The organism is Mycoplasma sp. 6934, assembly GCF_055523595.1.
The window spans coordinates 751,580-764,070 of sequence record NZ_JBVFVE010000001.1 but is presented as its reverse complement, the minus strand read 5'-3'; the positions used below and the strand labels follow the sequence as shown (position 1 = coordinate 764,070).

Here is a 12,491-nt window from a genome sequence, read left to right as displayed (position 1 = left end):
AAAAAATTTCCCAGTTTAATATTGTGAATGTTTTTATTTTAATTAATTATTTTTAATATTATATTTAGAAAGAGATTATGCAACTTAAAAACCTTTAATGATTTTACCAGTTACTTCCACCGTGTTTTAATGGCTCTCGCTCAACAAAATTCTAAAGAAAATATTGATTGAAATAAAATGTATGTTTCTTCTGTTAGTAAGCAAAATATTTATTTAAAAGATGTAAAAACTGAAGATATCTTTTACAAAGTTAACAGTAGGCAGCACTAGTACAAAAACTAAAGATAAATTCTATTAATTTTGATACAAATATTTCGCTTATTTCGCTTGTATCAATTGATAAAAACATTAAATGGAAATGTTTATATTTAATTATAATTTATGGAATAACTTTAATAAATAATATTAAAAAGTTGTAAAGGAGACAAATGAAATTAAGAAAGCAAAAATTATTTATAATATCAACTTTAACTACCGTGCCATTATTTAGTGTAATTTCCTGTGTACAAAAGAGGGTGCCTGATTTAATAAACTACAATAATGACGTTGAAATTACTCAAAATATTTATAGATTACAAAATGAATTATGAAATCCTACAGATTTTACAAATGCAAGCCGTGAAAAACCTTTTTTAGTTAAAAATTCTGAGGATTTTAAAAATGATATTATTCAAAGAACTACTAACGAAAGGCTAGCAAATCAAATTAAGGATAATTGACAACTTTTTTCAAATCAGGTTCAAAGAGTTTTTGATAAAGATATTCAAGATAAATACCATGTTATTTACTATGCTAACTACTCCGTTAATGAACCAATGGATTCAGTTGAAATAGATGATAATTCTGTAAAAATTCACTATATTTCATATGGGAATAATACAAAACAAATCCTTTCAGGTCAATATATTATTTTTATTGATAAAAATAATATATCAAATATTAACTCAATTATAGTTCATGATGTGCAAACTAGAAGCGATTTGACAGAATACAATAAAAGATTAGGGTTAAAAAGAAACAAATTGTGGTTTAGTAAGTAAAAATTAAAAACATTCAGAAAGTTTTCTGAATGTTTTTAAATTGTTTGTGCCTTAAACATGGACAGCAAAATTTAACATTTTAGTAACTTATAATGCCATTGCAAATTGCTTTGGTGTTTTTCAGTTTAAGTTTGATTGAATTCGATCGTTATTATACCAAACTACATATTCTTGTATCATATCATTAAGTTCATTGAATGTTATTTTGGAATAATCTAAATCATTTAATAATTCGGTTTTAATGATCCCAAACCAATATTCAATTTCTCGATTATCAAGTGAGTTTCCCACTCTTGATAACGAAATAACGCCACTAATATTTTGAACTTCTTTAATATATTGATGATGTGTATATTGAAAGCCATGGTCTGAGTGAATGATAAAATTTTTTGGTTTGTATTGTTTTAATGAATTTAAAGTGTCTAAAACTAGTTCTAGATTATTACTTCTTGATAATTTAAAACCAACAATTTGTTTAGTTTTATGAGACAAAATTGCAGACAAATAAACGTGTGATTCTAACACGTCTTTTGGTGCTTTTATATATGAAACATCAGTTGCATAAATATTTCGATTGTTTTGATCGTTATAATCACGATTTACGAAGTTATCAATTTGTGAAGATACATTTTTAATTTCTTTTCGTTTTGATTTTTGTCTAAGCTTACATTTTAGGCCTAAAAGGTTCATATATCTCCCTAAAGAACGTTCGTTTATATCTATTTTGTATTTTTGAGATATGTAAACACTTAGCTTTAGCCTTCCATATCTTGACTTTGTTTCTATGAACGATTTTTCAATTATATCACTATGTTTAGGGAGTTTTTGTGAAATTTTAATCTTATGAGTTTTAGAAATTGTTTGCCTAGAAATGCCAAAAACTTCTGAAAGCTTCACATAACTTATGCTAAAACTTTTTAACTCAATAACTTTCTTACTTTTGGGTAATTCATTGGTAATTTCATAATATCTTTTAGCTATTTGTAACAAATCATCACGATCAAAAATATCTCAATTTGGTTCTCTTTTCTTCTTAGGACTGCCACTTCCTTTTTTGCGGTTTTCGCCTTTCTTTGTCTGCAATAAGTCTTCCATACCTAAATTATAATACTTAATTATTTTATTAATTCTAACTTTTACACTATTTCTTTGTAAGTTTTTTGTTCCTGGTGATATTTGGTAAATAGCCCGAAAAGCACCTGGGAAACCTGACTTTTGATATTCTTCATATATTTTTGCAAATTCTTCTTTCTTTAAATGTCTTGTATTAATTGGAAATGTCACATGCAAGTTTTTTTGCATGTGACATTGTTTTTGTCTGCCTTGTAATAAAATAGTTGTATTAATAATTTTTAAAAAATGAAAGGAGACTTTAAAATTATATGAAAAATTTAGAAAAATATATTTGTGTTTTTGACAAATATCGAAAAGAAAATAAATATCAACATTTTAAAATTGAAGAGAATTACAACACTATCTTGAAAATGCAAGGAGCACTTGAGTCGCAACGAAAATTACGATCAGATCAAATCGATCTAGAACAACTTTATAATATTTTACAAGAACTTTCTGAAGGCTTCTCAATCCAAGAAGTAGCTAAGATTTTTAACAGAGACATTCGAAGTATAAAAAGCAAAATTAAAATTATTACAAATCGCAGACCACTTAGTTTAGATAAACAAAATCGCTATGTTTGTCCTAAGTGTTCAAAAAGAGTAATGCGTGTTAAAACTCTTAATTTTACTAAACTATACGAACATTTATTAGGCTATTCATTTGCGAGGCTCTTTTTTGTAAGTGATACAATTAAAGATAAATGAAAGGCCTACAGAAAATATTGGTATAGTGAGCTTAATACATATACTAAAAATAGAAATAAAAAGAATTTGCAGCAAAAAGAAGTTAAGAAATCAGTTACCTATCTTGTAAATTCTTTTAAAAAATTATCCCCTGATGAATTTGCTCCCTCACCTAGTACAATTTATAAAATAATTAAAAAATACCCTTATTTTCTTGATTTTGACCACATTGTTAAAAAATCTGAAGGCAAATATGGCATAAGGAAGAAAAAACAAACCAAACCTAAAACATTAAAATATGCTACGGAAATTTCGAAACGTCCAGCTTATATTAATGATCGCTCTGAACACGGCCATTTTGAATTAGACACCGTTATTGGTAAAATCAATGATACATATTGTATTGTGACGATAATTGAACGGCAAACCAGAATGTCTTATGCTATGCTCTCAAAACGCAACTCCAAAGCTATAAAACAGACTCTTCTAAAACTAATCAAGAAACATAACTTAGACATTAAAACTTTAACAGTTGATAATGGTAGTGAAAATGTCTTATTGCACCAGGTAATTCCAACTGAAAGATTATTTAAATGCCAACCATATAGTTCATGACAAAAAGGTTCAATAGAAAATATGCACCGCTTAATTAGATATTACATTCCCAAAGGAAAAAGCTTAGATAAATACTCTCAGCAAGAAATTGATTATATGATGAAAAAAATAAATAACTATCGGCAAGTTGTCCGGAAATATAAGATAACTTAAAATTTTTTTAATCCCCCGCCTTTGATTGCAATCAAAGGGGCCTTACTTTTGGCAAAAGTAAGCAAAACCGACGAGAAAACACTGCCGTGTTTTCTGTTTTCTCATACATTTTTTTATCTAAAAATTATGTTAAAATTAAAAGACAATTATTTTGTTAATATCTCGCAAGTGACTTTTCCAAAAAACATTTAAATGTCTTGACATAATTTTCCTTTCAAAAAATTTTTTCGTTGGTACCAACGAATGGTAACAGAAAAGCTAACATTTACATGTTAACTTTTCTGTCCGGCTTTACCTTGTTTAATTTATTTCTAAATATGATTTTTTGATTGGTGCTTCTTTTAAAAATTCTAAAATATCTTGCTTTAATTCGTTAAGTTTATTTTTTGCATCATTGCTATTTGAAGCATAAAATTCATAATTAGATAAAACATTATGAATGATGGTTGCTAATTCATCTCAATGTTTAAAGTCCCTACTTGTCATCGCAGCAGTGCCAATTCTAATTCCACTTCCTAAACGTGGATTTAATTTATCAAAAGGTATAGAGTTTTTGTTTAAGGTAATATTTAATTTATGCAATAATGTCTCGGCTTGCAAACCATTAATTCCATAGGTATCAAAAACATTTATCATAAATAAATGATTATCGGTTCCACCACTGATAACTTTTGCACCAAGTTCTTGAAATTTTTGGGCCATTTGACGGGTGTTTTTAATAATATTTTGAGCATAGGTTTTAAATTGAGGTTGTAATGCTTCATAAAATGCAACTGCTTTGCCAGCAATAGCATGAAATAAAGGGCCGCCTTGATAACCTGGAAAAACTCAACGATTAACTTTTTTGGCAATTTCCGGATCATTAGTCATAATGATTCCGCCACGACCGCCACGTAATGTTTTATGAGTTGTAGATGTAATAATATCAGCATATCCCACCGGAGAAGGGTGCTCTCCTGCCACAATTAAGCCTGCAATATGTGCTATATCAGCCATCAATTTAGCCCCTACTTTATCAGCAATTGCCCTAAATCTTGCAAAGTCGATGGTACGTGAATAAGCTGAGTAGCCACAAATAATTAAATCCGGTTTTTCTTGGATTGCTAATTGTTCAATTGCATCATAATCTAAATATCCTTCTTGATTTAAATCATATGAAACTGATTGGTAAAAAATGCCACTAAAACTAATTTTATAACCATGTGTTAAATGACCTCCGCAATTTAAAGATAAGCCCATGATTTTTCCACCACTAGGTGCTACAGAAGCAATAGCAGCTGCATTAGCTGTTGAGCCTGAATATGGTTGTACGTTTGCATACTCAACACCAAAAAGTTGTTTTAAACGTTCAATTGCAGTTGATTCAATAATATCAACATTTTCGCAACCACCATAATATCTTGCATTTGGATATCCTTCACCATATTTATTTGTTAAAATGCTCCCTTGCGCTTTTAATACATCTTCAGAAATAAAGTTTTCAGAAGCAATTAATTCCACATGGTCTTCTTGACGCTTTAATTCATTATTAATCGCATCTTGAATTACTTGGTCGGATAATTTAATTTTTTGATACATAATTATGATTCTCCTTTATTAAATACTTGGTTTATTTCTTTAATTACTGATTCATAGTCAGTAATTCTAATTGTTATATTATGCGATGTTTCTTTTTGATAATCATCAATTATTTTAATTTCATATGGATTATGGTTTAGAATAATTGGTTTTAAGTATTCATCAATACTTTGCTTATTTAAAAGTTCAAAGGTTAAATCAATACTTTTCATTGGTTCATAATTAATTGGTTTAAATTTATGGAAAGTATTTGGTAAGTCTGGGATAATAAATTCAGCATAAAAAGCATTAGTATCATCATACATTGGATGAATCTTTCCGATTCATCCAATTAGTTTATCATTATGAAAGATTTTTGCCGATACGTTTTGGTGTACGAATTCATAATTATCAAATTTTTCAAAAGTTAATTCTAAGTTTAAAAAGTTAATTATATCTTGTTTTAATTCTTGAAAACTTTTAGTTGTTGATGCCAAACCATATACAAACTCTTCCGAAACAACCATGCCGTGTTCAAAGATATTAATTTGTTCTAATTTACGCTTTTGATTATAAATTATTACTTGTTGCAATGAAGTTATGATTGATTTACGAACTGATTCGCGTTCTTTTGAAACAAAGGTTAATAAATCAATATTTTCTTTTCAGCAGAGCGGATTTAAAAAGTTTTTGTTTTTTGAAACTAAACAAAATGTTCTTGCTTCATTATAACCATTATGCAATCAATAACCTTTGTTATTGTCTCGCTTTTGTGTTTTTAAAGGAGTGATATTAACAGCTTTTGGTTGAAAATTTTGATATGAATAAAAACGGAAAATTTCTTCAATAATATCTTCAAAATAATTAATATCATATCGATAGTCTGGAACTAAAACTAAGTTTTCTTTAAACTCAAAACCTAAAGATTCTAGTTGTTTTAGTGCATCTTGAAATATATTCAAATCTTTAGAACCCGAATACATTTCTAATTTTTGGTTATCAAATAAAATTTCCTTTTTATTTGATAAACATATTGGGTTAATAACGTTCGATATTTTTAAATTGCTTGTTTTGGCTTGAATGTATTCTAAGGCTATTTTTGCACTATATCTTGTGATAGTTCGCGAACCTTGATTTGCAGCACTAGTTAATAATTTAATTTCTTTTGCCCCGTGGCGTACTAATTTTGGATCAAAAACACCAATTTCAAATAAATAATTAGTAGTATCTAGGTCAGCTTTTGACTTTTCTAATCCCATTACAGAAGCTAGGGATATAGGCCCTTGATCATCAAATATGGTTAGAACATTAGTAACCTCAATTTGTTTTTGACCTAAAATTTCTACCTTTCCGCTAAATAAATCACAATTAATATTTTTAGAAATTTTCTGAACATCATAAACATGAACCGGAACACCAATTTCTAAAAGTGTTAAATTAGTTAAATTAACACTTCAATCAAACGAACTTGAAATTCCGTGTTTGGCTAAAAACATTTTTTCATATAAACTAGTTTGATTTTTACCATGAACTTCTAAAAATGAAAGTTCATTAGCTTTATTTTTTACAACTTTAAAGTCAGAGGTAAAACTTGGAGATGTATTATTTATGAATATTGGTTTAAACTCAGTTTTAAAATACGCTGCTAATTCTTTAGTTAAAAAATAATATGAATTTGCATCATTTCGATTTGCCGTAACTGAAATTTCTATAATATAATCATTAATTCCTAATAATTCCATTGGATCATCTTCTAAGCTTGCAAAATCATTAGGTAAAACCAATAATTGATCTTTATTTGTTAATAATTCATATTGATACCCAATTTCTGATCATGAAGCCATCATCCCTTGTGATGGAACACCTTTTAACATAACTTCTTTAAAGGTAACTCCATCTTTGGTTGAACCAACTGGAAAACAAATTACTAGGTCGCCTTCTTTTAAGATTCGATTTGTTGTTTGGATTGTAATATTACCATTTTTAGTTGCTAAATTTACTACATCTAAGCGATCTGAATTAGGATTTAATTCAACTTTTAAAACTTTAGCAAAAATTACACCTGTCACATTAGCAAAGGGTTTGATACTTTCAACTTCAAAACCAAGTTCATTTAAAGCAATTTCAACTTGGCTTGGTGTTAAAGTAAGAGATGGTAAATATTTCTTTAAATGTTTAAGAGATAAAATCATGTCACTCCTTATAAATTTCAATCAATGGGTTCTTTATTTAATGTTTCTAAACGAGCATTAATAGTTTTAAAGATTTGCGAATTTTTAAAACTATGACGGTATCCTAGCGGCGAAGGATGCGATAGTTTAAATAAATTATTTGTATCATAGTTTAATAAATATAACGAATTATCAACAATTTTATGTGCATAATTACCTAAAGCCAAGATTAAAACATCTTTATTTACCCTGACAATTTCTTGGATAATTGCACTTATGAAAAAACTTCAACCAATATTTTGGTGTGAATTAGGTTTATTTTCCTCGACTGTTAAACTTGAATTTAATAATAAGATTTTTTGTTTGGCTCATGGCACCAGTGAATTAGAATTTAAAGTTATATTTGGATAATCATTTTTAAGCTCTTTAAAGATATTTTTAAGTGTGGCAGGGGTTTTTAAATTATGTGTAGAAAAAGCAAGACCATCAGCAACACCATATTCACTATAAGGATCTTGACCTAGAATAATTAGCTTAGTTTCGTGAGTTTGAAAAAATTCAAAGGCACGAAACATTTCAGTTTGGTGTGGTCAGATTGTTTTATTTTGTTTCGCTGAAAGGGATAAATTATCTAAGATTTTAGTAAAGTAAGGCTTTTTTCCTTCAGATTGTAAAATTTTTAAAAAACTATCTTTCATAATTAAATTGCTCCATGATTCTTAAATCATTTTTATATAAATCTCTAATGTCATTAAAACCAAATTTAATCATTGTAATACGTTCAATTCCTAATCCTGCAGCAAATCCATTCATACCATTAGTATAACCGGCTAATTCTAAAACTTTTGGGTGCAACATTCCAGCGCCGAGAATTTCAATTCAACGGTTATTATAAAAAATGTCAACTTCAACACTTGGTTCAGTAAATGGAAAATAACTTGGTCTTAATCTTAATTGTATCTCTGTTTCTAAAACATATGATAATAAAGATTTTAATGTTCAAATTAAGTTTGGAAAACTTAATTTACCAACAGCTACAAAATCGAGTTGAGTAAATTGGTGAGAGTGTGTTGCATCATCTTCATCATTACGGTATACTTTACCAATTGAAAAAGTACCTAATTCCATATTTTTATTTTCTTCAAGAACTTTTGCACTAATTCCAGTATTATGAGTTCGCAATAATGTTGTTGCATTTATATACAACGAATCATGCATTCCGCGTGCTGGGTGATCTTGTGGAATGTTTAATTTTTCAAAGTTGTATAAGTCAGAAACAACTTCAGAATCAAATTGTTGGTAATAGCCATGTTGTATAAATCAATCTTTTAATCTTTCTTCGATGATTGTAATAGGATTTAAAGATCCTGGTTTTAAAGTCGGTAAATTAATATCCACAAATTCAGAGTTAATTTTTTGGTCAATATTTAATTTAGTAATTTTTTGCTCAGCAAGAGCAAAAAATTCTTCATATTCTTTTTTTAGTTTGTTGATTGTTTGACCAATTTCTTTTTTTTGTTCACTAGGGGCTGTTTTTAATGTTTGTTGTAATTGAAATATTTGTCCTTGGTTTCCGTAAAGTTTGGCTTTAAGTTGTTTTAAATCTTCAATATTATTAATTAAGTCTAAATTTAACATTTTACTCCTTATTCTTTTTTCAATTTTCTTTTAAAGTTTCTCAATATTTTTTGACATCTTGTTCATATTTATTTTTACCAGGAGTGTAAAATTGTTCATTACGTAATTCTCTGGGTAAGTATGTTTGTGCAACTCAATTATTGGGATAATCATGAGGGTATTTATAACCAATTGCATCACCTAATTTTTGTGCTGATTGATAGTGTCCATCTCTTAGGTGTGAAGGAATGCGGTACACTTTACCTTGATTTAAAATTATGTCTTTAACTTTTTCTTTGGCTAAGTAAGTTGAATTGCTTTTTGGACTTAAAGCTAAATCACAAATTGCTAGGGCAACTGGTAATTCCCCTTCAGGAAGACCTAGACGTTCAAAAGTCTCAATTGCCGCTAAGACTCTTGGCCCAATTTGCAAATTTGCTAAACCTACGTCTTCATATGCTAATGCGAGCATGCGGCGAAACAAACCATCATAATCGCCACTTGTTAAAATCAAAAAACCATAATATAAAGCCGCATTAACATCGCTGCCTCGCACCGATTTATGAAATGCCGATAAATTATTATAATGTTCGCTTGAATTTTTATCACTATAAAAGTTTATATTTGGAATAATGGTTTTTAAATCTCGCTCGGTAATTTCATTTAAATCTGTTTTAATAATTCCTAATGTTTGCAAATTATTAATACTTGCTCTATAATCTCCCGCCGAGTAGTTTGCTAGCAAAGCTAGTTTTTCATCAGAAATATTTAGATGTTTAAAGTGTTCATTAACAATTTTTCTAAGCCCGAAAGTAATATCTTCAAGTGAAAGTTTATAAAATTGTAAAATTTGCAAACGACTTCTAATTGCCGGGACTACCTTAAAATATGGATTTTCCGTTGTGGTTGCATAAATAATAATTTTGTCAAATTCTAAATATGATAGCAAAATTTCTTGTTTATCTTTATTTAATCGATGAATTTCATCGATAATTAAAATTTGGTTTTTAGATAATAATTCAGTTAACTCAGTTTTTGAACCAACTGATGCATTAAAATAACCATATGGTAAATTCATTTCATTTGCTAATGCAAAAGCTGTTGAAGTTTTCCCAATTCCGCTTTCGCCAAAAAACAAAAAACTAGACCTAATTTTTTTAAGGACTATTTTATTTAATAATTCTTTTAAATGGTTTTGACCAATAATATCATCTAATTTTTGTGGTCTTAAGTAGTTAGCAAGGTTTTTATCAATCATTTTTATAAATTATATTATATAAGAAGTTTTTATATTATTAAATATAGAATTTTTAACTAAATTTTATTATTATTTAAAAAAGTTATATAATATTACTATACAGTAATATATAAACATTTCAAAAAATTGAAAAGAGGAAAAAATGAAAAAACTTTACAAGAAATTCTTAATGCCAGTAGCTTTTTCTATTACACCGTTATTTGCTATTGTATCACGATCACGTGCAAAACAAGAGCAAGATTCTGATCCATTTTCAAATATAAAAATTGATTTTAGAAATTCTATTGGCACAAATCCTACTCCAGCACCTTCGCCTAAACCAATAATTGAACCTAAAATTGACCCAAATAACGAAACTAAAAAAGAGACTCCAAAGGATAATAATCTTGGGGGTGAGAGACTCCAAGATCAAGATAAAGAAAACAAGCCAACTAAACCAGGAGATTCACAAGAGAAAACTCCGCAAACAAAGCACCCAAATGAAACAAATGGAGAGAAAAATATTAAAGACACAGAACCAGAGCAACCAAAACAACAAACTTCGAATAACTCTTATTTTCAAATTAATTCAATTAATTTTGATTTTAATGAAAATGACCATACTAGTTTAGGTGTAATTGTAACTTTAAATAAAATACCAACAGAAGCTGAAAAAATGGAATTTAAATTACATATTAATTATCCAGACGGTTTAGATGAAGAATATGATGGTATATTTAAACCTAACATATGACATACTCAAAATAAAGATAATAAATTATTTTTTCAATTATATGACTTAGCAGTAAACTTTGATTATCAAATTTTAAAAATTGCATATAAAGATGAGGTTATTAAACTGCCTAAAGAATCAATAACATTTAAAATAGTAACAAAATTTGAATATGTTCAAGGAACTGGTTCTGTTGAAAATTCAAACCCTTCAGTTAAAGAAATTGAAAATAACCATGATCAGGATCATGGTAATAATGGATCAAAAGACGAAAACATTCAACCAAGACAAAGTAATCTAAATTTAGAGAAAGTTCAATTTGTAGCTGATGATTCCGATGAAACAAATGTTAGTGGTACTTTGACATTAACCCTTGACCAAACTATTACAAATTTTAATTCTTCTAAATTAAAAATATTATTTAATTTGGAAAGTCTTCAATATAGTAAGTTAACTTTTAGTCTTAAAAATAATGTTTTAAATGCATATATTTACGATTTACCAAAAGACCAAACTATTACTATTACGTCATTAAAATATAATAATGAGTCTATTTCATTAACAGAATCAAATAAAACTTTTACAACAAAAGCACCATAGACTAATACAACCTCTGAAGATTTATAAAAAACCTTTCTGGTTTAGTTATTTAAATATAGTGTATAATATTTAAGATAAATTATTTTTTAACTTAACTTTTAAAAAATAGGTTATAATACTTAAACAAATAAATAAATCATTTAGGAGACAAAATGACAAAAAAAGAATTTGTAACTCAAGTATCTGAAAGAGTTGAGGATACCTTAAATTTAACACCTAAACAAGTTGATCAAATTTTAGAAGAAATGTTATTTGTTCTAAAAGAACAATTATTAGCTGAAGATTCAGTACGTTTAGCTGATTTTGGTATCTTCTCAACCGTTGTTAAACCGCAACGTACAATTACTAACAGATTTACAAAAGAACAACAAGTTGTTCCGCGTAAGAGAGTTGTTAAATACAAACCATCTAAATACTTACGTGATTTAATTGATTTTAAATAGTTTATAAAATATTTAAAATACCTGGAAACTCTAAAGTTAAAACTTTAGAGTTTTTAATTAATTCTTCAATTCGGATACTTTTTTGCTTTTGGTTTAATAATGCTAAAATATATTCAATTTCCACTTTAAAAAATAAGTCTTTATTGCTAAAAAATAAAATGATAAAAGCAAGGCCGCCATTTCACTTTATTAATTTTAAGTAATTAATTTGATGAGTTTTTAAGTTGCTTAAATCAAAGCGATCTTCGTTGCAACTTTTAGCTTCAAAACAGACGAATTGTCCTTGATACATCCCAATATAGTCTACCGTTGATTTTTTACTTATATATCCTTTATTTACTATTATTTTTTGATCATTATTTTTATTTATTTTCTTAAGGGAAATATCCAGGTTTTTCTTATGAATAAAAGCATAATTAGTTTCCCAGTAATAATTAATTGTTTGATTAATAATTTTTTCTAAAAACATGCCACGGTTCTTTGTCATATTAATTTTAATATTATTTTTATTTAAAAAATACAAAAA

Annotated in this window: 12 protein-coding genes; 5 read left to right on the top strand and 7 right to left on the bottom strand. The window is 27.7% G+C overall.

The genetic code is table 4. From position 1 onward, the window contains the following. Positions 1–129 precede the first annotated feature (129 nt). Together AC0B4S_RS03270 and AC0B4S_RS03265 are read left to right on the top strand one after the other, a co-directional pair. Positions 130–270: a hypothetical protein gene (locus AC0B4S_RS03270; protein ID WP_465101674.1), complete on the top strand. Its 141-nt coding sequence runs from the start codon at positions 130–132 to the stop codon at positions 268–270. Positions 271–428: 158 nt separating this feature from the next. Beyond that, entirely contained in the window at positions 429–1,040 is a 612-nt protein-coding gene (locus AC0B4S_RS03265) for a hypothetical protein (protein WP_465101673.1), read from the top strand. Between the two features lie 87 nt (positions 1,041–1,127). Here AC0B4S_RS03265 and AC0B4S_RS03260 read toward each other — a convergent pair whose 3' ends face one another. After that, positions 1,128–2,342 carry an IS3 family transposase gene (locus AC0B4S_RS03260; RefSeq protein WP_465101672.1) on the bottom strand — a complete coding sequence of 405 codons (1,215 nt, stop codon included), beginning with the start codon at positions 2,340–2,342 and terminating at the stop codon, positions 1,128–1,130. Positions 2,343–2,422: 80 nt separating this feature from the next. Here AC0B4S_RS03260 and AC0B4S_RS03255 point away from each other — a divergent pair, with 80 nt between their 5' ends. After that, the gene (locus AC0B4S_RS03255; protein WP_465101464.1) at positions 2,423–3,607 is read left to right on the top strand and encodes an IS30 family transposase; all 1,185 of its coding nucleotides are present in this window, start codon (positions 2,423–2,425) and stop codon (positions 3,605–3,607) included. A gap of 300 nt (positions 3,608–3,907) precedes the next feature. On the opposite strand, the gene glyA is transcribed toward AC0B4S_RS03255, so the two are convergent. Genes glyA through AC0B4S_RS03230 form a run of 5 tightly spaced genes read right to left on the bottom strand, consistent with a single transcriptional unit; the run spans position 3,908 to position 10,210 of the window. After that, complete coding sequence (gene glyA / locus AC0B4S_RS03250) at positions 3,908–5,185, bottom strand: serine hydroxymethyltransferase (protein ID WP_465101671.1); 1,278 nt, start codon at positions 5,183–5,185, stop codon at positions 3,908–3,910. A gap of 2 nt (positions 5,186–5,187) precedes the next feature. After that, entirely contained in the window at positions 5,188–7,356 is a 2,169-nt protein-coding gene (locus AC0B4S_RS03245) for a phenylalanine--tRNA ligase subunit beta (protein WP_465101670.1), read from the bottom strand. Positions 7,357–7,364: 8 nt separating this feature from the next. Then, the gene (locus AC0B4S_RS03240; RefSeq protein ID WP_465101669.1) at positions 7,365–8,033 is read right to left on the bottom strand and encodes a uracil-DNA glycosylase; all 669 of its coding nucleotides are present in this window, start codon (positions 8,031–8,033) and stop codon (positions 7,365–7,367) included. Then, a complete protein-coding gene (pheS, locus tag AC0B4S_RS03235; RefSeq protein WP_465101668.1) occupies positions 8,023–8,973 on the bottom strand; it encodes a phenylalanine--tRNA ligase subunit alpha in 951 nt (316 codons plus the stop codon). Before pheS ends, AC0B4S_RS03240 begins: the two co-directional genes overlap by 11 nt. A 1-nt stretch (position 8,974) precedes the next feature. Beyond that, positions 8,975–10,210: a replication-associated recombination protein A gene (locus AC0B4S_RS03230; protein WP_465101667.1), complete on the bottom strand. Its 1,236-nt coding sequence runs from the start codon at positions 10,208–10,210 to the stop codon at positions 8,975–8,977. 142 nt (positions 10,211–10,352) lie between these two features. Here AC0B4S_RS03230 and AC0B4S_RS03225 point away from each other — a divergent pair, with 142 nt between their 5' ends. Further along, complete coding sequence (locus AC0B4S_RS03225; RefSeq protein WP_465101666.1) at positions 10,353–11,522, top strand: hypothetical protein; 1,170 nt, start codon at positions 10,353–10,355, stop codon at positions 11,520–11,522. A gap of 152 nt (positions 11,523–11,674) precedes the next feature. Continuing rightward, positions 11,675–11,965, top strand: a complete 291-nt coding sequence (locus AC0B4S_RS03220) for an HU family DNA-binding protein (protein WP_465101665.1) — start codon at positions 11,675–11,677, stop codon at positions 11,963–11,965. A gap of 1 nt (position 11,966) precedes the next feature. Here AC0B4S_RS03220 and recU read toward each other — a convergent pair whose 3' ends face one another. Then, positions 11,967–12,452 carry a Holliday junction resolvase RecU gene (gene recU / locus AC0B4S_RS03215; protein WP_465101664.1) on the bottom strand — a complete coding sequence of 162 codons (486 nt, stop codon included), beginning with the start codon at positions 12,450–12,452 and terminating at the stop codon, positions 11,967–11,969. Between the last annotated feature and the right edge of the window lie 39 nt (positions 12,453–12,491).